The organism is Streptomyces sp. NPDC053673 (genome assembly GCF_055585225.1).
Window position 1 is genome coordinate 20,922 of the sequence record NZ_JBVJKN010000017.1, and the last position, 22,789, is coordinate 43,710.

17 protein-coding genes and 1 pseudogene are annotated in these 22,789 nt (G+C 70.6%); 8 read left to right on the top strand and 10 right to left on the bottom strand.

Going from position 1 to position 22,789, the window contains the following annotated elements; all coding sequences use genetic code 11:
• Positions 1-125: 125 nt before the first annotated feature.
• The 4 genes from ACZ6ZQ_RS23420 to ACZ6ZQ_RS23435 form a co-directional block, all read right to left on the bottom strand.
• On the bottom strand, positions 126-443 hold the full coding sequence (locus ACZ6ZQ_RS23420; RefSeq protein ID WP_469770446.1) for an antibiotic biosynthesis monooxygenase family protein: 318 nt from the start codon (positions 441-443) through the stop codon (positions 126-128).
• Between the two features lie 98 nt (positions 444-541).
• Positions 542-1,210 (bottom strand): O-methyltransferase, encoded by a 669-nt coding sequence (locus tag ACZ6ZQ_RS23425; RefSeq protein WP_469770447.1) that lies wholly within the window; start codon positions 1,208-1,210, stop codon positions 542-544.
• A 21-nt stretch (positions 1,211-1,231) separates the two neighbouring features.
• The gene (locus ACZ6ZQ_RS23430; protein WP_469770549.1) at positions 1,232-2,344 is read right to left on the bottom strand and encodes a DUF2330 domain-containing protein; all 1,113 of its coding nucleotides are present in this window, start codon (positions 2,342-2,344) and stop codon (positions 1,232-1,234) included.
• A 287-nt stretch (positions 2,345-2,631) separates the two neighbouring features.
• The gene (locus ACZ6ZQ_RS23435; protein WP_469770448.1) at positions 2,632-4,779 is read right to left on the bottom strand and encodes a hemopexin repeat-containing protein; all 2,148 of its coding nucleotides are present in this window, start codon (positions 4,777-4,779) and stop codon (positions 2,632-2,634) included.
• Positions 4,780-5,123: 344 nt separating this feature from the next.
• On the opposite strand from ACZ6ZQ_RS23435, the pseudogene ACZ6ZQ_RS23440 reads away from it, so the two are divergent.
• Positions 5,124-5,688, top strand: a pseudogene (locus tag ACZ6ZQ_RS23440) (SDR family NAD(P)-dependent oxidoreductase).
• A 4-nt stretch (positions 5,689-5,692) separates the two neighbouring features.
• Here ACZ6ZQ_RS23440 and ACZ6ZQ_RS23445 read toward each other — a convergent pair.
• A complete protein-coding gene (locus ACZ6ZQ_RS23445) occupies positions 5,693-6,112 on the bottom strand; it encodes an ATP-binding protein (RefSeq protein WP_469770449.1) in 420 nt (139 codons plus the stop codon).
• A gap of 93 nt (positions 6,113-6,205) precedes the next feature.
• On the opposite strand from ACZ6ZQ_RS23445, the gene ACZ6ZQ_RS23450 reads away from it, so the two are divergent.
• The 4 genes from ACZ6ZQ_RS23450 (at position 6,206) to ACZ6ZQ_RS23465 (ending at position 10,613) form a co-directional block, all read left to right on the top strand.
• Complete coding sequence (locus ACZ6ZQ_RS23450) at positions 6,206-7,057, top strand: helix-turn-helix domain-containing protein (RefSeq protein ID WP_469770450.1); 852 nt, start codon at positions 6,206-6,208, stop codon at positions 7,055-7,057.
• Positions 7,014-7,280: a DUF397 domain-containing protein gene (locus tag ACZ6ZQ_RS23455; RefSeq protein WP_469770451.1), complete on the top strand. Its 267-nt coding sequence runs from the start codon at positions 7,014-7,016 to the stop codon at positions 7,278-7,280. The genes ACZ6ZQ_RS23450 and ACZ6ZQ_RS23455 overlap by 44 nt, the downstream gene beginning before the upstream one ends.
• 483 nt (positions 7,281-7,763) lie before the next feature.
• The gene (locus tag ACZ6ZQ_RS23460; RefSeq protein ID WP_469770550.1) at positions 7,764-9,764 is read left to right on the top strand and encodes an RICIN domain-containing protein; all 2,001 of its coding nucleotides are present in this window, start codon (positions 7,764-7,766) and stop codon (positions 9,762-9,764) included.
• A gap of 129 nt (positions 9,765-9,893) precedes the next feature.
• On the top strand, positions 9,894-10,613 hold the full coding sequence (locus ACZ6ZQ_RS23465) for a hypothetical protein (protein ID WP_469770452.1): 720 nt from the start codon (positions 9,894-9,896) through the stop codon (positions 10,611-10,613).
• A 124-nt stretch (positions 10,614-10,737) separates the two neighbouring features.
• Here ACZ6ZQ_RS23465 and ACZ6ZQ_RS23470 read toward each other — a convergent pair whose 3' ends face one another.
• The gene (locus ACZ6ZQ_RS23470) at positions 10,738-11,988 is read right to left on the bottom strand and encodes a cytochrome P450 (protein ID WP_469770453.1); all 1,251 of its coding nucleotides are present in this window, start codon (positions 11,986-11,988) and stop codon (positions 10,738-10,740) included.
• Between the two features lie 277 nt (positions 11,989-12,265).
• Between ACZ6ZQ_RS23470 and ACZ6ZQ_RS23475 the strand changes: the two genes are divergently transcribed.
• The 3 genes from ACZ6ZQ_RS23475 (at position 12,266) to ACZ6ZQ_RS23485 (ending at position 17,931) form a co-directional block, all read left to right on the top strand.
• On the top strand, positions 12,266-13,435 hold the full coding sequence (locus ACZ6ZQ_RS23475; RefSeq protein WP_469770454.1) for a steroid 3-ketoacyl-CoA thiolase: 1,170 nt from the start codon (positions 12,266-12,268) through the stop codon (positions 13,433-13,435).
• Between the two features lie 129 nt (positions 13,436-13,564).
• On the top strand, positions 13,565-13,864 hold the full coding sequence (locus ACZ6ZQ_RS23480; protein WP_469770455.1) for a trypco2 family protein: 300 nt from the start codon (positions 13,565-13,567) through the stop codon (positions 13,862-13,864).
• Complete coding sequence (locus ACZ6ZQ_RS23485) at positions 13,861-17,931, top strand: trypsin-like peptidase domain-containing protein (protein ID WP_469770456.1); 4,071 nt, start codon at positions 13,861-13,863, stop codon at positions 17,929-17,931. Before ACZ6ZQ_RS23480 ends, ACZ6ZQ_RS23485 begins: the two co-directional genes overlap by 4 nt.
• A gap of 72 nt (positions 17,932-18,003) precedes the next feature.
• On the opposite strand, the gene ACZ6ZQ_RS23490 is transcribed toward ACZ6ZQ_RS23485, so the two are convergent.
• The 4 genes from ACZ6ZQ_RS23490 to ACZ6ZQ_RS23505 form a co-directional block, all read right to left on the bottom strand.
• Positions 18,004-18,405: an aggregation-promoting factor C-terminal-like domain-containing protein gene (locus ACZ6ZQ_RS23490; protein WP_469770457.1), complete on the bottom strand. Its 402-nt coding sequence runs from the start codon at positions 18,403-18,405 to the stop codon at positions 18,004-18,006.
• A 302-nt stretch (positions 18,406-18,707) separates the two neighbouring features.
• Positions 18,708-19,565, bottom strand: coding sequence for an ECF transporter S component (locus ACZ6ZQ_RS23495; protein ID WP_469770551.1), 858 nt, complete (start codon positions 19,563-19,565; stop codon positions 18,708-18,710).
• Positions 19,529-21,457, bottom strand: a complete 1,929-nt coding sequence (locus ACZ6ZQ_RS23500) for an ATP-binding cassette domain-containing protein (RefSeq protein WP_469770458.1) — start codon at positions 21,455-21,457, stop codon at positions 19,529-19,531. Before ACZ6ZQ_RS23500 ends, ACZ6ZQ_RS23495 begins: the two co-directional genes overlap by 37 nt.
• Positions 21,454-22,545: an energy-coupling factor transporter transmembrane component T gene (locus ACZ6ZQ_RS23505; protein WP_469770552.1), complete on the bottom strand. Its 1,092-nt coding sequence runs from the start codon at positions 22,543-22,545 to the stop codon at positions 21,454-21,456. The genes ACZ6ZQ_RS23500 and ACZ6ZQ_RS23505 overlap by 4 nt, the downstream gene beginning before the upstream one ends.
• Between the last annotated feature and the right edge of the window lie 244 nt (positions 22,546-22,789).

Sequence of the window (22,789 nt, forward strand, 5' to 3'; positions counted from 1 at the left end):
CACGAGGCCGCCCCCTGGCACACAAGTGTGTGGCGCCAGGGGGCGGTTGTGCCGGACAGCACGGCTGCCCGCCGGGTCGTCGAACGCGTCTGTGCAGCGTCCGCGCCGCCGGCGGGCGACGGGCGTCAGCCCTGTTTCGGCGCGGCCTGCTGCACCACCTCGAAGGACCACAGTGCGGACCCGCTGGCCGCAGGCTTGGGACGGTCGCCGCCGCCCTGGTGCGCCGCCTTCATGGGGCCTTCCATCCAGGCCTGAAAGGACTCCTCGTCGCGCCACCGCGTGTAGACGAGGTAGTCGTCGGTGCCCTCGACCGGGCGGAGAAGTTCGAACCATTCGAAGCCGTCGGAGCTCTCGACGGCGTGCGCGCGGGAGGCGAAGCGCTTCTCCAGCGTCTCCCGCTGCTCGGAGGGCACCGTCAGTACGTTGATCTTGACTACGCTCATACGGGCAGCATATGGGGCGGAACGCGGCGCTCGTCGGACGCGCACGCGACCGCCCCGGACGCTGACGGCCCCGGGCTCAGCCGGTGACGGCGCCGGGCTCAGCCGGTGACGCGTGCCAGCAGGAATCCGTCGTACCCGCGCGCACCCACGGTCTGCACCGCCGTCGCCGTGAGCCGCGGGTTCTCCGCCACGAGCTCGAACATCCGGCGGGTCGCGCGGACCGCCGCGTCCTCGCTCGCGGCATCGGCCACCGCACCGCCGCGTACGACGTTGTCGACGACGATCAGGCTGCCCGGCCGGGACAGTTTCACCGCCCACTCGACGTAGTTCGGGTTGTTCACCTTGTCCGCGTCGATGAAGAAGAGGTCGAACGGGCCCGCGCCCTCCGCCTCCAGCTGCGCCAGGGAGTCGAGGGCAGGGCCGACCCGCACCTCGACGGTCTTGTCGAGACCGGCGCCGGCGAGATTGGCGCGCGCCACGTCCGCGTGCTCCTGCAGGTATTCGAGGGAGATCAACTGTCCGTCGGCGGGCAGCGCACGGCCCAGCCAGATCGTGCTGTAGCCGCCGAGCGTGCCGATCTCCAGGATCTTCTGTGCGCCCTGGGCGAGGGCCAGCAGATGCAGCAGCTTGCCCTGGTTCGGTGCGACGGCGATCTGCGGCAGCCCGGCCGCGTCACTCGCGGCCAGTGCCGCGGTCAGGGCCTCGTCGGCAGGGGCCAGCAGCTCGGTGAAGTAAGCGTCTACGGCGTTCCATTGCTGTTCAGACATACAGGAAACGTATCCCAGGCCTCAGGACAGCGGAGGCGGAACGTACACCGCCGTCGGCGGCACCACCGGACGGCGGCGCCGTGCCCGTACCCGCAGCAGCACCGCCGTCACCACCGCGGCGAGTACCCCGCCCACCGTCGGCATCCACACCGGCACCCCGGCGACCGTCAGCAGCTCGTTCTCGTACACCACCCGCCGGAACGGCGTATCGGCTTCGGCCGCCCGCAGTTCGTGGTCCCCGTCGATCCGCGACGGCTCCGGGAACTGCTGCTCGAACGCGGTGAGGAACGCCGACGTGCCCCCGGCCAGCTCCTTGACCGCGCCCTCGGGCCGGATCTCGCCCGCGAACGTCACCTCGGGCGCTTCCCCACCGATCCGGTCACGCGGCTCCATCCGGTGCGGCGCGAGGACGTACAGGCCCAGCGACTGGGACGTCCGCGCGAGCCGCGACAGCCGCATCGGGTAGACCAGCCGCTCGCTCGCGAAGCGGATCCGCAGGGGGTCGAGCGTGCCGCCCAGCGTCGTGTCCGTACGGTCCGGCGCGAGCCGCACGGCCACGTACTCCCACTTCTGGTCGACGTACGGCTGCAGCTCGGGCGCCAGCCGGTCCGGCAGCTCGAAGCCGTTCTCGTCGAGCCAGCCGCGCAGCGCGTCCGGGTCCGTGGCCGTCAGCCGGGCCACGTCGAAGTCGCCGAGGCGCTCACGGCCGACGACGCCGACGGGTGCCCCGGCGGCATCCTGAGGCGGTTCCGCGGCCCCGACGCCATCCGTCACGTCGAACGGCCAGTCGCCCTGGCGCGGCCAGAAGTAGTGCCGGGTCCGCTCCTCGGGCTGGGTCAGCTCCCACAGCTCGTCGAAGAGCGCGCCGTCACCGAGCTCGACCGTGGCCCGGCCGGGCACCGGCATGATCCAGGCGGCCCGGGGCGCGTCCCCGTCCACCGTGAAGCGCATGACGATCTCTTCCGTACGCCCGTCCCAGTGGACCGCCGACGTCTCGTGATCGACCTGGATCCGCGACTTCCCGTCCGGGATCATCGCCCCGCAGCCGCACGCGTACGCCGGTGCGATCAGTGAGCCCAGCTGCAGCGCGAACAGCGCGCACACCACCAGCAGAATTCTGTTCATCCCCCGCATGCCCATTCGGACGACGCGATGGACTGTACGGTTCCGGACGTCGGCCCGGGGGGCGCCCACAGGGCGCCCCCTCGGGTGGATCGCCGCGTCAAGCCATGATCCGCCCATTGCGGTGGTCGCGCCATTCGATCACGCGACGACCGGCCGGCAGGTGGTCTGCGGACTGGCCGCAGAGGGGCTGCGGCTTGCCTGCAAGTGGTCTGCGGCTCACCTGCAGCCGTCGTATCGGGTGCAGGTCACGGTCACCTTGGGTGGGCGAGTTCTGACGACGTACGTCCGCCGACCAGCTAGCGGACTCGGCCCGGCAGGCCGGGCCAGTTCTGTCCGATGGGCAGCGGGTAGCCGTCATCCACCTTGTCCGCTTCGATGTCGTAGCGCATGTACTGGTTGTCGCGGAAGAAGTACGCCTTGCCGTTGTTCCACACGATGCCCGCGTCGATCCGGTCGCCCCACAGGCCTGGCCAGTAAGGGTCGATGGGCAGCGGGTACCCGTCGTCCACCCTGTCCGCGGCGATGTCGTAGCGCATGTACTCGTAATCGCGGAAGAAGTACGCCTTGCCGTTGGGCCAGAGGACGGCCGCGTCGATCCGGTCGCTCCACAGTCCGGGCCAGTTGCCGGCGATCGGCTTCGGGTAGCCGGGATCCACCCGGTTGGTCGCGATGTCCCAGCGCATGTACTGCGGACCGCGGAAGAAGTACACCTTGCCGTTGGGCCAGGGGATGCCCGATTCGACCCTCTTCCACAGGCCGGGCCAGTTACCGGCGACGGGCAGCCGGTAATTGGGGTAGATGACTCGGTCCTGCGCGATGTCGAAAGCCCTGTAGTACTCCCCGCGGAAGAAGTAGGCGTTTCCGTTGTTGTACATGATCGCCGCGTCGATACCGCCCTCGTTCCAGAGTCCGGGCCAGTTCTCCCCGATCGCTCGCGGATAGGCCGGGTCGGTCCTGTCCGCGGCGATGTCGTAGCTCGTGTACTGCCACCCGCGGAACAGGTACGCCTTGCCGTTGTTCCACATCACTGCGCCCTGGATTCCGTCGCCCCACAGGCCCGGCCAGTTGGGGACGATGGGCAGCGGGTAGCCGGCGTCCACCTTGTCCGCTTCGATGTCGTAGCGCATGTACTGGTTGTCGCGGAAGAAGTACGCCTTGCCGTTGTTCCACACGATGCCCGCGTCGATCCGGTCGCCCCACAGGCCTGGCCAGTAAGGGTCGATGGGCAGCGGGTACCCGTCGTCCACCCTGTCCGCGGCGATGTCGTAGCGCATGTACTCGTAATCGCGGAAGAAGTACGCCTTGCCGTTGGGCCACACGACGCCCGCGTCGATCCGGTCGCCCCACAGGCCCGGCCAGTTGCCGGCGATCGGTTTCGGGTAGCCGGGATCCACGTTCTGCAGGGCGGGGTCGTAGCGGTAGTACCAGCCACCGGTGAACAGGTACACCTTGCCGTTGGGCCAGAAGACGGGCGCGGTCACCATGCGGCTGCCGAGTTTTTCGACGAAGTAGCCGTAATTGTCCGCGTTGTTCAGCGCTCCGTCCGGATTGGTGGCGGCGAGCTCAAGGCATTTGGTCTGTCCGTGCTCAAAGTCTTCAGTACGGACGGCTGCATGGCTCCACTCGTGCACGATGGTGCCGAACTGCGAATCGAAGCCCGTTGCCGGTGCGGTGAAGAACCCCGAGCAGATGTGGACCGTTCTGGATCCGTGGTAGGCGTAGGCGTAGTAGTCGGGCGGGCAGTGCGGCGGGCTCAGATCGTAGACAAAGGGTCCGTTCATCCATGCGCGTATCGCGGAGAAGCGGTCTCGCACCTTCTGGTATCGGGAGGCGCTGTCGGCCCCGAACCACTCCGTGTAGAGAGTGTTGTCCGCTTGACCACTCCAACTCGCCAGCTCGGCGTTCGCCGCGTCCAGCCAGGCGCAGGCGTTCGTATGCGCGGCCCAGACCTCGGCGAACCCCGGCGGGAGATCCAGCAGCTCGGCGTCCCGCTGCACAGTACGGGGATCGACCGTGAGCCGCTGAGGCCCGTCCTTCGGCTCTTCGCGGCGCGCCCGTTCGCCGGCAGTGGGGCGTGGGCTGCCGTCCGGAAGGAGTTCGAACCGTGTGGTCACCGGATCGAGGGCGAATCCTCGGTGCTCCTGACGGGTCCGCGCGGTGAGCGCCATCCCGACGTCCGGGATGACGTCGGCGAACCTCACCCGCAGGGTGATGTCGTAGCAGCCGGGCTCGTCCAGCGCGTACGACTCCGAGATGTCGAGCTCTTCGACGACGGTTTCACCGGCCGTGATCTTGCGGTAGGAGTTGGGGGTCGGGTCTCCGCGTCGCACGAGACGCCCGTCATAGGGAACGACGTATTCCCCGCACCGTACCTCCAGGAAGTTGAAGACTTCACCTTCGAGCGGTGTGTTCCAGACCAGAATCCTGTAATCGGTGTCGGTCACGTTCTCAATCTCGAAAGTGAGAGAGACCGGTTCCCCCCGGCGATAGGTCGGTTCTCCACGGATTGCCAGCCGGAAGACGTCGTGCATCGGTTCGGCTCCTCACGGTGGAAGGGCGACCCCAGAGGCTTCAGAAGGGTGAGCAACCCGGCGCCCGGGTCGCGCTGAGGCAGCGGCGACGGGTGGCGGGTCCTACCGCCTCGAGAGGGGATCACGAGAGGACTACAGGACTCTCATGTCTCCAGCGTCGGTCACGATTGGTCGCCTCGCATCCCCAGCACACCGGCCGCCCGGCGGCGTTCTCCCATCCGGCGCTCGGCAGTTGCCGCTTCCGGTGGAGCCGCCGCATGAGCCTCGCCGACCGCCGCGTGGTCATCACCGGCGCCGACCGGGATTTCGGCCGCGCCCTGGCTCACCATTTCGCCGGCCTCGGCGCGGAGGTCTTCCTCGCCGCACGCACCCGGGAAGCAGCTGAGCGCACCCGGGCCGAGATCCTCGACCGCGGTCACGACCGGGTGCACGCATTCGCCTGTGACCTGTCCGATCCCGCCTCGATACGTGCGTTCGCCCAGGAGGCCGGTCAACGCACCGACCACGTCGACGTTCTGGTCAACAACGGAGCCCGCCGGCTGGACGGCCCGGACCTGTTCTCGGCCACCGACGAGGACGTGCCGATACCCTCGCCTCAGGTGGTACGGGCACCGCATCATCTCGCTGTTCCCGTCGGACTTCGACAGTGCCCGCGACCCCCTGTCGCCGGAGTGGGACGCGACACCGCGCGGCGCCCATGACCCCCTTGCCGCGCAGTCCCTGCTCGACCGCATCAGCTTCGCGATCCAGCAGCCACGGGACTGCTACATCAACGCCTTCCACTTCGAATCCATGAGCCCGTCCACCACAACGGCAGGATGACGTCTCAGGCCTGGACCACCGGGTGTTCACGGCACTCGAACCAGACGGTCTTGCCGGGCGCGCCGCTCTGCTCCACCCCCCACTTGTGGACCACCGCGTCCAGCAGCGCCAGCCCGCGCCCCATCTCGGCGTCGGGGGACGCGCCCAGCAGGCGGGGGAGAGCGGGGAACTCGTCGCGGACCTCCACCCGGACGCCCGCCGGGCAGCGCTCGATCACGAGCGCGCAGCGTCGGTCCGGGACGTGGTGGACGACATTCGCGAGGAGCTCGGTGAGCGCGAGCGCGGCGTCGTCGGCCAGGCCCGCCATGTCCCACAGGGTCAGGTAGCTGCGGAGGATGCGGCGTACATGGCGGGCCGAGTGGTCTCCGACCGTGAAGTGCATGCCGTACTGGGGGGCGGGGGTGGGGGCGATGTCTTCGTTCACGGTACGAGAGTGGAGGCGGGCGGCTACTCTCGGCTACCGACCGAATACAACCCGTCCTGGAGTGGGCGGCGTTGCGTACGAGGGGGTACCGGCGTGACCCACATCAACGTCCTCGACCCGGGCGCCTCGCCGCTCGACTACTACGGCTACGAACTCCGTCGCTACCGCGAAGCGGCCGGGCTCACGCAGAAGCAGCTGGGCGCGATCATCAACTACACGGGGTCGCTGGTCGGGCAGATCGAGACGGCGCGGAAGCTGCCGACGGAGGCATTCAGTCAGGCCGTGGACACGGCGCTGGGGACGGGTGGGTTGCTGACCCGGATGCTCGGGCTGGTGCTGCGGAGTCAACTGCCCGCGTGGTTCCAACAGGTGGCCGAGTTGGAGGCACGCGCGACGGAGATCTGCACCTTCCAGACGCACATGGTGCACGGGCTCTTGCAGACGCAGGCGTACGCCCGTGCCGTCCTCGGCGCCCTGGACCGCAGCAAACTCGACGACCGCACGACGGTCCGGCTCGCTCGGCAGCGCATTCTGGACACGGGCGAGCCGCCCGCGTTCTGGGCGATCCTCGGGGAGGCGGCGCTGTGCCAGGAGATCGGCAGCCCGGTGGTCATGAGGGAGCAACTGGCCCAGCTGTTGGCGTACGAGGACGACCTCCGCGTGAACATCCAGGTGCTGCCGTTCTCGGCGGGAGCCCATGCCGGTCTGCAAGGCTCATTCAACCTCTACCGCTTCGCGGGCGACCCGGCCATTGTCTACACCGAGGGCTATGGGGCCGGGCATCCGACGGCCAACCCGGACACGGTCAAGGACTGTTCGCTCCGTTACGATCACCTCCAGGCCGCCGCCCTGTCCATCAAGGACTCGGCCGCGCTGATTCGGCGCACGATGGAGGATCGCTATGGGGAGCAGCAACTCGCATCCGACCGGCGCCCAGTGGCGTAAGTCCAGCTACAGCAGCGACCAGGGGGGCTCCTGCGTCGAGTGCGCCCCCCTCGGCGGCGCCGCCTGGCGTAAGTCCAGCTACAGCGGTGACCAGGGCGGCGACTGCGTCGAGATCGCCGAAACCCCCCACCTCGTCGCCGTCCGCGACTCGAAGGTCCCCGACGGCCCGCACCTCACCCTCACCCCGGACGCCTTCAGTGCCTTCGTCGACTCGCTGCGGTAATACGGGCGCTCCTTGGGCGCGACCTCCCGGCGACCGGCCCGTCAGTCCGTCGACCCGTCGACCCGTCGACCCGTCGGTCCGTTCCGGAGCATCGGCGATTCCGGCGTTCCATACCGTTCGTGATCGCAGCAATTCGGCCTGTAAGTAACGCGATTGACGGAAACTCAATTCAAACCCGGATCCAGATCTCGATCAGATTACGACATCCTTAAGAAGGGCTGGACCACGGCCGCGTGGCGCGCGTAACTACCTTGCGTCGCAAGTGAGTTGACAGTTCATCAATTCAATAGCGCCGGTAACGGGACGACTTCAGTAAATGGCCGTCCCGTTTGTCTGAATTCTCCATCTTTTCGTTCTGGCAAGCTTCCGCGCACCGTTCCCTGACCAAGGAAGAGGTGCAACTTGCCCGGACGTCGAAGACTCAAGAAGCCTCAGCGTCGTAGGTCCCGCCGACTCATACTCGGCACGGCCGCCGTCGCGGTGATGGCGGTCGTGGCCGGACTGGCATACGAGGTGGCGCAGCCGGGAGGGGAGGACCGCCCGCTGCCGCTCGCCCAGGGGGAGACCGCCGGGGAGCCCGCCGTGGCCTCGGAGCCGGCGAAGGAGCCGGCGCGCGAGAAGGAACCCGATCCGCTCGACGAGGTCCCGAAGAGCGAGCCGGAACGGGGCATGGTCTACGAGGGGTTGAAGCCCGCGCCCGAGGGGGATCCGTGCGCGGGGGTGTACCGCACGTCAGGCGGTCACTGCACCCATGGCCCTGACGCCCCTCCAAAGGGCGTCGACATCAAGAAGGACACCTCGCCCGCCGTGAAGGCGGCCGCGCCCGCCGAGGACCCGACCAGGGCGGGGAGCGCGAAGTCCTCCGGGGGTGAACTTCCCCGCACCGCCGCACCCGCACTCGACGGGGCGGCCCGGAAGGCCGGCGGCCCTCCCGCCGCCGGGGGTTCGGCATCGAACGCTCCCGCGGCGAACGGTCCCGCCGGGCAGACCGTGCAGTGCGACAGCGACGGCAACACCGGCAATCGCGTCCAGGTCGTGTACGCGCACGCCCCCGGAAGGGACCGGTACGCGGAGTACCTCCCGTCGTTCCGCAAGTGGGCCGCCGACGCCGACCTCATCTACTCGGAGAGCGCCAAGGACACCGGCGGTGTCCGGCACATCCGCTACGTGACGGCCGCCGACTGCACGCCGACGGTGCTCAACATCGAGCTCCCGGCGTCCGCGCTCGCCGAGTTCAGCGCCACCAACAGGGCGCTGGCCGGCAAGGGCCTCGACCGCCGCGACCGCAAGTACATGATCTTCGCGGACACTCAGGTCTACTGCGGTATCGGCACCTTCGCCGGTGACGAGCGTCCGGGCCAGAGCAACCTCAGCAACTTCGGCCCCTCCTACGGCCGTACCGACACCGGCTGCTGGGGCGGACACACGGCGGCGCACGAGCTCGGCCACAACCTCGGTGCGGTGAACAACAGCGCCCCCAACACCAGCCGGGGCGCGCACTGCACGGACGAGTGGGACGTCATGTGCTACTCGGACAGCCCGTACTACCCCAAGATGCGCAGCATCTGCCAGGCCGGGGAGTACGAGAACCGTCTGGACTGCAACCACGACGACTACTTCCACACCAACCCCAGGCCGGGCAGCTATCTGGCCACGCACTGGAACATCGCCGACAACCAGTTCCTGATGAGGGCCGCCACCGGGACCACCCCGAACCCCGGCCCGACCCCGAGCCCGACGCCGACCACGGGGCCCACCCCGCGGCCCACCCCGACGAACGGATCCGGCACCGGACCCGACGTCACGGTCGGCCAGATCGCCCCGGACTCCGCCGTCGCCGGCTGGAAGCCCGTCAGCGGCGCGGTCTGGTACCAGATCTTCCTGAACGGCCAGGCCGTGGGCTGGGTGCAGACGACCAGTGTCCGCGTCTACAACCTGAAGCCGGGTACGGACTACACCGTCGCCGTCTCGGTGCGTGACTCCTCCGGCCGGGACAGCGGCCGGGGCAGGGCGACCTCGTTCCGTACCGCGGGTGGCGACGGCGGCGGCACGACGCCCACGCCCGGCACGCGCTACCTGCTCACCAACGGCGCGACCGGGGCAGCCGCGGAGATCTGGGGCGGCCGGAGCGCGGACAACACCGTCCTGGTCGGCTCGCAGCGCAACGGATACGCCCAGCAGCAGTGGTACTTCGACGGCGCGGGCAACGGCTACAGCCGCATCCGCTCGGCCGTCTCGGGCAAGTGCCTCCAGGTCGGCGGCGCCCCCGCCCCCGGTATGTGGGTGGCGCAGCAGCCCTGCCGCGACATCGCGGCCCAGCGGTGGAGGATCGCGGGCAGCGGCGGCGGGGTGAAGGTGACCGCCGGCGACAGCGGCTATGTCCTCGGCGTCAGCAACCGCCCGTACTACGGGTCCTGGCTGATCGAGCTGCAGAACGCGGCGGGTGCACCGGCCCAGGTGTGGACGGTCCAGAAGGCGTCCTGAGTCTCCGGGGCCTGTCCTCCGGATCTTTCCGGACCCCCGCATCTCGCAGGACGGCCGGCGGGCCTGAGCCCGCCGGCCGTCCTCACCTCACCCCACTCACCGCCCCCTCACCCCCATGGAGCACATGTCATGCGCCGAGCCCTTCTTACGGCCGTAGCCGCCGCCCTGGCGGGATCGGCTCTTTCCCTGGCCACCGCCACCGGTGCCCAGGCCCACGGTGACACCCTGAAGGTGGAGATCACCGGACACGACTTCGGCCGGGTGCGGACGACCGTCGTCTGGGAGAACGACAACGACCCGGTCGACGAGCGGGTCGCCGCCACCGTGAACGCGGTCGGCGCGGACGGAAGGACCGTCGGCCCCTGGAAGCTGGTCCGCGACCCGGCGGCGACGACCGGCTACGCCACCGCCGAGGCGCTGCCGCCCGGGCGCTGGAAGGTCACTGTGGAGGTGGGCTATCCGGGGCTCGGCCGTGACCAGGAGGAGATCACGGTCTCTCCGGGCACCCCTGCCTCGCCGACGGCCGCCCCGGGCCCTGCGCAGCCCGAGGTCTCGGCCGTACCGGGCACGGCACGGCCCGGGACCACCACGAGCACCGACTCCGCGCGCCCCGGCGGCACCGACTCCGCGCGCCCCGGCGGCACCGACTCCGCGCGCTCCGGTGGCACCGGACCCGCGCGCCCCGGCCGCGGGGAAGGGACCGGCGCGGCCGCCGCCCCCGCTGCTTCCGGTACGGGGACCGGCACCGGCACCTTGCTGGTGGCGGGGGGTGCAGCCCTTCTGGTGTGTGCGGCCGCGGTCGGCGTCGTATGGCGTACCCGGCGCGCTCGGTCGCGAGCCGACCGCTGACCCGAGGCAGGCGGTCCGGTCCTTGCGCCTCCTTGCGCCTCCTTGCGCCGCTCCGGCGGGAGACGGGGGCGGGGCGTAGGGGGGATGGCCCCCGCCTCCCATGGCCGGGTGCGGCGCCCGGCTCTCAGGTGCCTATGGCGACCTGGAGTTCCTTGATGCCGTTCAGCCAGGCCGCCCGCAGCCGGCGCGGGTCGCCGGCCAGGCGCAGGTCCGGCAGGGTGTCGGCGAGCGCGTTGAAGATCAGGTCGATCTCCTGGATGGCGAGGGACTTGCCGAGGCAGAAGTGCGGGCCTCCGCCGCCGAAGCCGAGGTGCGGGTTCGGATCGCGGGTGATGTCGAAGACCTCGGGTCGGTCGAAGACGTCGGGGTCGTTGTTGGCGGAGGAGTAGAACAGCCCCACCCGGTCGCCCTTCTTGATCTTCTGGCCGCCGAGCTCGGTGTCCTGGGTCGCGGTGCGCTGGAAGGAGACCACGGGTGTGGCCCAGCGGACGATCTCCTCGGCGGCGGTCGCCGGGCGCTCCCGCTTGTAGAGCTCCCACTGCTCGGGATGGGTGAGGAACGCGTGCATGCCGTGGCTGATGGCGTTGCGCGTCGTCTCGTTCCCGGCGACCGCGAGCAGCAGTACGAAGAAGCCGAACTCGTCGGACGACAGATTGCCTTCGCCCTCCGCCGCCACGAGCTGGGTCACGATGTCCTTCGCCGGGCACTCCTTGCGGGCGGCGGCGAGGTTCATCGAGTAGCCGATGAGTTCCATGGCGGCCTCGGCGCCGATCTCTTCGGTGATGGCGTACTCGGGGTCGTCGTACGCGACCATCTTGTTCGACCAGTCGAAGATCCGGGCCCGGTCGTCCTGGGGTACGCCGATGAGTTCGGCGATGGCCTGGAGCGGCAGTTCCACGGCGATGTTGGTGACGAAGTCGAAGCTGCCGTCGGTACCGTCCGCGTTCGCCCTCGCCTCCTCGACGATCTTCCGGGCGCGGTCGCGGAGTGCGGCTTCCAGGCTCCGTATCGCCCGCGGGGTGAAGCCGCGCTGGACGATCTGGCGGACCCGGGTGTGCTCCGGCGGGTCCATGTTCAGCATGATCAGCTTCTGGACCTCGATCTGGTCACGGGTGATGTGCTCGTTGAAGCGGATGACCGCCGTGTTCTCGGTGGACGAGAACAACTCCGGGTGCGTGGAGACGTACTTGACGTCCGCGTGCCGTGTGACGACCCAGTAGCCCTCGTCGTCGAAGCCGGTGATGCCGCGGGGCTGCGGGCACCACCAGACAGGTGCGGTCTGCCGCAGTTGGGCGAACTCCGGGAAGGGTATGCGGCTCTGCAGCAGATCGGGATCGGTGGCGTCGAACCCTTCGGGGAGATGGGGGCAGGGCATCGGCAACTCCAGTTCTGGCGGCTGGACAGCTGGCGGCTGGACAGCTGTGCGGCGGCTGAAAGGTTCTGACGGCCCATCAGAATTGCCCGCAAGGTAGTAACGGGTTCTACAAGTGGCAAGGGTCGCGGCGGGAACTGTTGCGTGCAGGAGCCTTGCGTACCTGGGGTAACCCTCATAAGACTGCTCAGAGAACTAGAACGCGTACTAGTTCTTCTTGCGGTTCTTGCGTGCGGGTCGCCGGGACGCCCCGCCGCTGTGCTGAGGAGAGGACGAGCTCATGGCCGCGGAACCCGTCATCGTCGAAGCCGTACGCACACCCATTGGCAAGCGCGGTGGCGCGCTCGCCAATCTGCACCCCGCCTACCTGCTGGGCGAGACCTACCGTGAACTCCTGGGACGCACCGGCATCCACGCCGACTGCGTCGAACAGATCGTCGGCGGCACCGTCACCCATGCCGGCGAGCAGTCCATGAACCCCGCCCGCAACGCCTGGCTCGCGATGGGCCTCCCGTACGAGACCGCCGCGACGACCGTCGACTGCCAGTGCGGTTCCTCGCAGCAGGCCTCGCACATGACCGCGAACATGATCGCGGCCGGCGTCATCGACATCGGCATCAGCTGCGGTGTCGAGGCCATGTCGCGCGTACCGCTGGGCAGCGGCTCCAAGCACGGGCCGGGAAAGCCCTGGCCCGACGAGTGGAACGTCGATCTGCCCAACCAGTTCGAGGCGGCGGAGCGCATCGCGCGCCATCGCGGGCTGACCCGCGAGAACGTGGACTCGCTCGGCCTGATCTCGCAGGAGCGTGCGGCCGTCGCCTGGTCCGAGGAGCGCTTCAAACGCGAGACGTTCGCCGTCCAGGTCCCCACGACCGAGGAGGAACAGCACGCGGGGCAGGGCATGTGGCGGCTCGTCGACCGTGACGAAGGTCTGCGGGACACCTCCATGGAGGCGCTGTCCGGGCTGAAGCCGGTCATGCCCACCGCGATTCACACCGCGGGCAACTCCTCCCAGATCTCGGACGGCGCCGCCGCCATCATGTGGGCGTCCAAGCGCATGGCCCGGGCGCTCAAGCTCAAACCGCGCGCCCGGATCGTCGCCCAGGCCCTCGTCGGCGCCGACCCGCACTACCACCTGGACGGGCCGATCGACGCGACCCGGGCGGTGCTGGGGAAGGCGGGCATGTCGCTCAAGGACATCGACCTCGTCGAGATCAACGAGGCCTTCGCCTCGGTCGTACTGAGCTGGGCCCAGGTCTTCGAGCAGGACCTGGAGAAGGTCAACGTCAACGGCGGGGCCATCGCGCTGGGGCATCCGGTGGGTGCGACCGGGGCGCGGCTGATCACGACCGCGCTGCACGAGCTGGAGCGCAGGGACAAGGAGTTCGCGCTCATCACGATGTGCGCGGGCGGGGCCCTGGCGACCGGGACGATCATCCAGCGGCTGTAGTCCTGTCCGGTGGATCTTGCTGGGCTCGCGTCTGATCCACCGGACGTGGCTCCAGCCCGATTGCAGCGGCGGTGCGGTCGCGTTTCGCAGTACGATCGACCCTCCGAAAACGCCGTAAGGGGAGCCGCGTTGATCGAACTGTCCCATGTGATCCGTGACCTGCGCAGCCAGCTGAACGAGGCCAGGCGGGCCGCGGACGGTGAGGAACTGGAGCTGGAGCTCGGCGACATCGAGCTCGAACTGTCCGTCGCCCTGGAGAAGGGCGGAGGCGGATCCGGGAAGGTGAAGTTCTGGGTCCTCGAACTGGGCGGCGACAAGAAGAAGAACAGCACCGACACCCAGCGCCTCAAGCTGACGCTGCAGCCCAGGCTGAAGTCCACCGGTAGGCGGCCTCATGTGTCCGGCGAGGCCGTGACCGGGGAGAGGTGAGCGCGAACCTCGTGGCCGGGCAGTGGATGCTGCCCGGCCCCTCGGGTCTGGACCAGGACAGGGCCGCGCAAGTCCTCGTCACCACGCACGCGGGCGGCGACGAGCGTGGCTCCGGCTACCGGGTGGCCCCGGGGCACCTGCTCACCGCCGCCCACGTCGTCCGTGCGGCCGCGGAGCTCCGTGTGGTCTTCCGGCCCGACCGGCCGGACGAGTGGTCGGCGGAAGGCGTCGTCGTCTGGGCGGACGACCTGCTCGACATCGCCGTCGTCGCGATCGGCGCCACCGACGGCCCGGAGGAGCGAAAGGGAGAGGAATTCCCCGCCGTGGAGACGGAGTTGCCCGCCGTACGGTTCGGGGCCGTCCCGGCGCTGGACGGCACGGTGACCTGCTCCTCGCTCGGTTTCCCCCGGTACAAGCTGCGTCGGCCCGCCGACGGCTCGGCGCCCTTCAGGGACGCCCACCATCTCGCCGACGGGAAGGCTCCGGTCCTCTCCAACAGCCGTGAGCGCAGGCTGGCCATTCACACCCTCGCGTCACCGCAGACCGATGCCTCCGCCGCGCACAGCCCGTGGGAAGGCATGTCCGGCGCCGCCGTGTGGAGCATGGGCTGCCTCATCGGGCTCGTCACCGAGCACCACGAGGACGAGGGACCGGGGGAGTTGTCCGCCACGCGTGTCGACCGGTGGTACGAACACCTCACGCCCGCGGACACGGCACGGCTGAACGAGCTCATCGGGCTTCCGCTCACCCCGGCCGGGCTGACCGAGGTCCGCGTCGACCTTCCGCCGGCCGACGTGGCGGCCGTACGCCGGAACCGGGGGCTGTACGCGCTGCTGGACGCCGAGCTCAACGCCTCCCCGGTGCACCACTACCGGCTGCACGACCGGGCCGACCCGTCGCTTCACGACGCCTATGTCCAGCAGCGGGTCGAGGTGACGGCCGACGCCTCGGGTGCTCCGGACGCCTCAGGCGCACTGGGCGTCTCGGGTGCCCCGGGTGCCCCGGGTGCGCGGACGATGACCGTCGGCAAGCTGGTGAAGGCCGAATCGGCCCTGGCCCAGCACCGCCACGTCGTACTGGAGGGACCACCGGGCGCGGGCAAGTCCACCTTCATCCACCACATCACGCGCACCCTCGCCCGAGCCTGGACCACCGGGACCGGGGACGACGGCGGAGACAGTGCGGAACTGCTCAACCGGAGAGTCATTCCGGTACGCGTGACGGCCCAGGACCTCGCAGGCCCCGAGCCGCTTCCGGCACTGCTGCGCGGATCGGTGCACAAACGGCTCGGCGCGATGCTGTCGCCCGGTCTGCCGGCCGGAGTCTTCGAGGAGACCGTCCCGGGCGTCGAGTGGCTGGTCCTGGTCGACGGTCTGGACGAGATCGTCGACGTCACCGTACGGCGTCATGTGATCGACGCGATCGCGACGGACGCGAAACGCCCGTCCAGTCCGTTCCGTTGGGTCGTGGCCACCCGCCCCATGCCGACGGCGGAACTGGCCTCGCTGCGGGGCGACGGTGTCGCCGGATATGTGCTGGCCCCTTTCGACGACGCGCAGCTGCGGCTGCTGGCACGCCGCTGGCTCGATGCCGATGCCGACGCCGCCGACGCGTGCGGTGGTGCGGGCGAGGACGTCGTGGAGCGCTTCCTCCAGCACATCGACGCCAAGGGACTGCGCCAGATCATCAGGACCCCACTGCTCGCCGCCATTGCGCTCATGGTGTACCGGCGCATGCCGCCCGGCGGTCTGCCGACCGGCCGTGCGGGCCTCTACGAGGAGCTTCTGAAGCACCTCCTCAACCGCCGGGACGCGGACGGCGGTCGTCGAACGGCGTGGCGCAGAACGGTCGTCGAGGCCGGGGGCGAGGAGTCCCTCGCGGACTGGCTCCACCGCAACCGCGTACCGCTGCTGACCCATCTGGCCCGGCTGACCCTCGCCTCCGACACTGCGGTGACCATCGACGATGCCGTCACCTGGGCGAAGGACCGGGTACCCGATCCGCCGGACTTCTTCGCGGCCTGGCCGGACACCGTCGGCGGCCTGCTGACGGGCACCGGTCTCTTCTACGGCGTGACCGCCACGGGTGAACTGCGCTGGGGCCACCGGAGCCTCGCCGAATACCTGGTGGCGCGGGACACCTCCAGGAGTCTCCCCGACGACTGGCCGGGCCGGGAGTGGCAGACCGACGAACTCCTCACGGCAGCGCTGTCGGAGACCCCCGACGACCTGGCACTGCTGACCGTGGCGTGCTGGGCGCACGAGCGGGGCGAGCGGGCGGCGGAGCGACTTGCCGGGCTGCTGATGGACCGCAGCGACCGGTACGCGGACTATGTCGTCCACACGAGCAAGGCGATGATCGGGCGGGACGGAGTGATGGACGGGAACACTCCGGACCGGTACGGCCTGCTGGCGGGGCGATTGCTCGCCGACGGCGTTCAGATGTCAGGGAGCCTGCGCTCGTCCGTCACACAACGCCTGGCCGAGCGCGTTCACTCGCGGTTCCACTTCGACCTCTTCGGCGACGTTCTGCACGCGCTGCCGGACCCGGAGCCGGGTCGTCAGGCCCTGGAACGGATCCTCGCCGACGAATCTCTGGCATTCAACTCCCGGTGCGATGTTCTGCTCGCACTCGGCCGGCACTCCGGGGCCGAGGCAGCGCTGGAGGCGGCCCACTGGCTGTTGGCGCAGGCTCCGCCTGAAGTCCAGACCATCGTCGTCCGCGGCGGCGGCGTGTGGATCAGTGCCGCGGATCCGCGCGCGATCGTCGCCTCCGTCCTGGCGCGGTCGGAGGACGCTGAGGCGCAGCGCACGGCGGGGAGGATGGCGCGGGAGGCGTACGAGGGTCTTGGCGGGAAGGAAGGACATGCCGCGTCGACGACACGAGGATTCCTCGCCGACGGGTTCATCGCTCTCGGGGAACCCGGCCGCGTAGAGGACCTGCTGCGCTCCGAGTCGGCCGACAGCCTCACGATCACACGGCTGCTCGCATCGGGTGCCACCGGAGCCGCCGTCGCGTTGGCGACCGAGGCCGCCAGTGTCCCCAGTTCGCGTGACGAAGCCATCACCGCGCTCGAATGTCTCGTGGAGGCAGGCGTTCTGGAGCCCGTGCCGAGGATCGCCGGCGACGTTCTCCGCGCCGCGGCGAAGGAATGGGACGGACCGCGACGCAAGGACATAAGGAGCTACCACGCGGAGTTGATCCATCGGTTGCTGCTGGCGCTGCTGCAGGCCGGTGATCCTGACGTTCCGTTGGACGTCATCAGGGCGTCGGCAGGGCAACCGGTCGGTGTCGACCCGGTCCTTCTCGCGTGTGTCCCCAAGGCACCGGAGCATTTCGCCGATCTTCTGAGGAGCGCCGACCGGTCAGGGTTTCGTGATGTCGTCCGCGAGGCGGTGGCCGCGTTGTCGGTCGATCAGGAGCACACCGCTCTCCGTCTCCACACGAGCCTGGTCCGGTACGAGACCAGCGATTTCCAGGACGTGGACGCGCTGCTGCGGAACCTCCGAGATGGCGGCATCCCGGCGGGAGACCGGCTCGACGTGGTGGAACGTCTCCTGTTCACACGTCTGGGAGCGGAGGCCGACGACATTCTCGTGGCGTTGGCCGGCGAGGAAGATCTCAAGCGGGAACTCAGGGTCGCGCGGCTGCTGCTGTGGGCGGGACATCCCCACGAGGCGGCCTCGGTGGCGGAAGCAGCCGCGTTCGCGGACGACGATCAGATGCTGCGCATGGACCCGCTTGCCCCTGTGCGGCTTATGGCGGTGTGCGGTCCCGAGCGTTGCGCGCCGGTGGCGCTGCGGTTGATCGCGCTCATGCTCGATCGCTTCGAGGAGGAGCCGGAGGACGCGGAGAAGCTGGGGGACGAGTACCGCCAACTGGTCTCGCTCGTTCGGCATCTCCGTGGCCAGGGACTGATCCCTGCCGGCGCCGAAGAGGCGTTCATGGAGTCCGTGGCGGATCTCGTCGAGCGGGCCAGGGCGGAGGGAAGAGCTACCGCCCTCCTCGCGGCGATCTCCGACCGCCACCCGGAGCCGCGCGACGACGGAGAGGGCACGGCCGTATGACAAAGGCCCCGGTGGCCGACGCCCTCGCGTCGGCCACCGGGCCCTCAGATGCTGCGCCTGCCGCCCGTCGGCTCAGTACCAGTTGTTGGCCTGCCAGAAGTTCCAGGCGCCGCACGGGCTGCCGTAGCGCTCGTTCATGTACTCCAGACCCCACTTGATCTGGGTCTTGGGATTGGTCTTCCAGTCGGCACCGGCCGAGGCCATCTTGCCGCCCGGCAGGGCCTGGACCAGGCCGTACGCGCCGGAGGAGGCGTTGGTGGCGGTCGGGTCCCAGTTGGACTCGTGCTGCACGATCTTGTCGAAGCACTGGAACTCGGCGGCCGGCATCATCTGCTTCGCCAGCTCCTGCGGCGTGGCTGCCGAGGCCGTCGACGTCGTCCCCATCACCGCACCGGCCGCACCGAGAAGCACGGCGGCACTGGCGACAACGGACTTGTTGCGGGCAGTGAAACGGGTGATCAGCGAGCGGGACAAGGCGGCACCTAACGTTCGGGGACTGTGCTGTCGCGAGGGGCGGGCCGAGCCGGGCTCGTGTGCTGGGCTTCGAGGCCCTGCGGCGCCTTGCGACGAGAACAGTTGTAGCCAGGACTCCGGACCCGCCGCCGTGACCGGACTCACCCCGTAGATACGACGTAGAGGGGGCAGGGAGGGTCGAAAGTCCCAAGCTGGACATATGGGGTTTATGTGCAGGTCAGGGGCAGTGGCCGGTGGGCGGAGGTCCTGGGAGACCGACTACGAAGGCCGATCGTTTTGGGACCAAAGTCCTGTGGGCCGCCTCACCCCTCGGAAGAGGTTTTGGAGGCCTCGAATGTGACCTGGGCCTCGAAGGCCGCGCGCCGTGTCGCCCTGCGGAGCGCCTTCAGCAGCGTCGGACCGACAGTGAGCGTCAGGACGACGGTGAGGGCGGCGCGGCCCAGGTCCCAGCCGACCGAGGTGGCCAGGACGTACGCGAAGAAGCGCACCAGGTTCTCGCCGACCGGGTCGCCCGCGTGGAAGGAGATCCCCGAGGCCATGCCCGGCACGATCGTCCAGCCGTACAGGTTCATGACCGTGCCGTACGCGAAGGCCGCGGCGAAACCGTACCCGGCGAGCATCAGCAGCTCGGCACGGCCCCGGACGCGGTCGGGGCCGGGCAGCAGGCCCGCGCCCGTCGTGAACCAGCCCATCGCGAGCATCTGGAACGGCATCCACGGCCCGACACCGCCGGTGAGCAGCGCGGACGCGAACATCGTGACCGAGCCGAGTACGAAGCCGAAGCCCGGGCCGAGCACCCGGCCGCTCAGCACCATCAGGAAGAACATGGGCTCCAGGCCCGCCGTACCCGCGCCGAGCGGGCGCAGCGCGGCGCCCACGGCGGCGAGCACACCCAGCATCGCGACGGCCTTCGCGTCCATGCCGCCGTCGGCGATCGTCGCGACGACGACACCGACGAGAAGCGGCAGCAGCGCGGCGAAGAGCCAGGGGGCGTCCTGGGCGTGGTCAGTGACGGCCGCGTCAGCGCCGGCGAGCAGCGGCCAGCCGAAGGCGACGACGCCGATCGCGCTGACGAGGGCGAGTGCGGCGACGGCGCGGGGGCCGAGACGGACGGGGCGGGCCGTCACAGGGCCTCCTCGACCTGGGCCACGGTCAGCCAGGGCTCCGGGGCGAGGATCTTCGCGACCTGGGGCGCGAAGGCGGGCGACGACACCACGACGTCGGCCGTCGGGCCGTCCGCCACGACCTCGCCGTCCGCGAGGATCACCACCCGGTGCGCCAGCTCGGCGGCGAGCTCCACGTCATGCGTGGCGAGGACGATGGCGTGACCATCGGCCGCGAGACCGCGCAGCACGGAGACGAGCCGGGCCTTCGCCGCGTAGTCCAGACCACGCGTCGGCTCGTCGAGGAGCAGCAGCGGGGGGCGGGCCGTCAGCACGAGCGCGAGGGCGAGCGCCAGGCGCTGCCCCTCGGAGAGATCCCGGGGGTGCGTCTCGTCCGGTACGCCGGGCAGCAGCGCGGTGACGAGTTCCCGGCAGATCCCGGGCGCGGCGCCCGCGTCCGCGTCCGCGGCGGAGCACTCTGCGCCCACCGTGTCCGCGTACAGCAGATCCCGCGGCTCCTGCGGGACCAGCGCCACCTTCCGGATCAGCTCGCGGGGCGGGGTGCGGTGCGGGGTGAGCCCGCTCACGGTGACCGCGCCGGCGGTCGGCTCGACCATGCCCACCAGCGTGCCGAGCAGCGTGGACTTCCCGGCGCCGTTGCGGCCCATGAGCGCTACGGTCTCGCCGGGCGTCACGGTGAGGTCGACGCGCCGGAGCGCCTCGACCCGTCCGCGGCGCACGGCGAGGCCGTGCGCTTCGGCCGCGGGCCGGCCCCGTCGGGTGCTCGGTGCGGACGGGTGTACGCCGGCGGCCGTGTGGTGCGCGCGCCCGGCCTGGCGGCCGGGCGGGGTTCCCTCCACCACCTGTGCGGGTGGTGTGCCGGGTGCGAGGTCCCCGCCGTCGGCTGCCGCGGGGCGGCTGCGCCGCAGGAGCCTGCCGAACAGGCTTCGGGCGGTCGGGGCCTCGTCGGTTCCGCGAAGCGGGCCGGTGTCCGACTCCGTACCCCGCGTCTCCCCCGGGGCGGCGGCCGGCGTCGCGGGTCCGCGGCGGGGGGCTGGGGGCTTGCCCACGGCTTCGCGAAGGGGCGGGGTGGGGGCGGGAACAGCGGCCGCACCCGGAACGCGCGGCTCCGTCCCCGACAGCCGCGCCCGCAAGTCTCCCGCGCGGCGCCGCGCGTCCCGTACCGACAGCGGCAGCGGGTCCCAGCCCGCCAGGCGGCCGAGGGCGACGACCGGGGGGTGGACCGGGGAGACGGTCATGATGTCGGCGGGGACGCCCGTCACCGGGGGCTCGCCAGGAGCCGGGAGCAGGACGACCTGGTCCGCGTACTGGACGACCCGCTCAAGACGGTGCTCCGCCATCAGGACGGTCGTGCCCAGATCGTGGACGAGCCGCTGGAGGACCGCCAGCACCTCCTCCGCCGCGGCCGGATCGAGCGCCGACGTCGGCTCGTCCAGAACCAGCACCTTCGGGTGCGGGGTCAGCACGGAGCCGATCGCGACGCGCTGCTGCTGGCCGCCGGAGAGCGTGGCGATCGGGCGGTCGCGAAGACCGGCCAGGCCCAGCAGGTCGAGGGTCTCCTCGACGCGGCGGCGCATCACGTCCGGGGCCAGGCCCAGCGACTCCATCCCGTACGCCAGCTCGTCCTCCACCGTGTCGGTCACGAAGTGGGCGAGCGGGTCCTGGCCCACCGTGCCGACGAGATCGGCCAGCTCACGCGGCTTGTGGGTGCGGGTGTCCCGGCCGTTCACCGTGACCCGGCCCCGCAGCGTGCCGCCCGTGAAATGCGGCACCAGCCCGGAGACGGCACCGAGAAGTGTCGACTTGCCGACTCCCGACGGGCCGACGAGCAGAACCAGTTCGCCCTCCGGGACGGTCAGGTCCACCCCGGCGATCGTGGGCGCGGCGGCGTCGCCGTACGTCACCGAGACGTTCTCGAAGCGGATCACGACGACTCCTTCGGCGGTGCTGGAGCTACGAACGCGGGCAGCAGGCCCACCAGGACCGACACCGCGGGCCACAGCGGCAGGGTGGGCGCGGTCAGCGGTACGACGCCTGGGTGCAGGGCCTCCGGATCGTACGAACCCGCGCGGATCATCAGCGCCGCGACCGCCACACCCGACCCGGCCACCAGCCAGGCCCGGACGCCCCAGCGGTCGGGGCGGTAGCGGGTACGGACCTGACGGCGCCCGCCGAGCCACAGCCCCGCCAGCGCCGCGGCGAACCCGCCCAGCAGCACCGGCAGCCCGTACCCCGCTCCCTCGGCGGCGAGCAGTCCGTACGAGCCGGCGCAGACCCCGAGCAGACCGCCGAGCGTGAGGGCCGACGTGGTGTGCCGGACCGCGGGCGGCACCTGTGCCGTACGCCCGTACCCCCGCGCGTCCATCGACGCGGCCACCGCGACCGACCGCTCCAGCGCGCCCTCCAGCACCGGCAGCCCGATCTGCAGCACCACCTTCACCCCGCCGGTCGGGCGGCCGCGCAGCCGGCGGGCGGTGCGCAGCCGCACCACGTCCGCGACCATGTTCGGCGCGAACGTCATCGCGACGACGACGGCGACGCCCGCCTCGTACAGCGCACCCGGCAGCGACTTCAGCAGCCGCGCAGGATTGGCGAGGGCGTTCGCCGCACCGACGCAGATCAGCAGCGTGGCCAGCTTCGCGCCGTCGTACAGCGCGAACACCAGCTGCTCGGCCGTCACCCGGCCGCCGATCCTGATCCCCTGCGACCAGTCGGGCAGCGGTACTTCCGGCAGCGTCACCAGCAGATGCGTACCCGGAATCGGCGAGCCGAGGACGGCGGAGAAGACCAGCCGGGCCGCGATGACGAAGAGCCCCAGCTTGACGAAGGCGCCGTACGAGCGGGCCCACGGCGCGTCGGTGCGGCGCGCCGCCACGACGTACCCGGCGACACCGACCAGCAGGCCCAGGAGGAGGGGGTTGGTGGTCCGGGACGCGGCGGTGGCCAGACCCAGCGCCCACACCCACCACGCCCCCGGGGGCAGCGCGTTGCTTCGGCTCGCCTCGGGGGCGCGCAGGACTCCGCCGCGGGGCGGGCGCCGTCCCGGGCGCCCGCGGTGTGCCGCGTCCCGGCCGGGGCGGCCGGTGTGTCCGTCCGCAGGCGTCGTCGGGCGGGCTGGAGACGCGCCGTCGTCAGGCGCCGTCGGACGGGCGGGAATCGCGCCGTTCTCGTGGGCGCGGCCGGCGTGTCCGTCCTCAAGCGCCGGACGGGCTGGGAACGTGCCGTCTTCAGGCGTCGCCGGACGGGCGAGGAACGTGTCG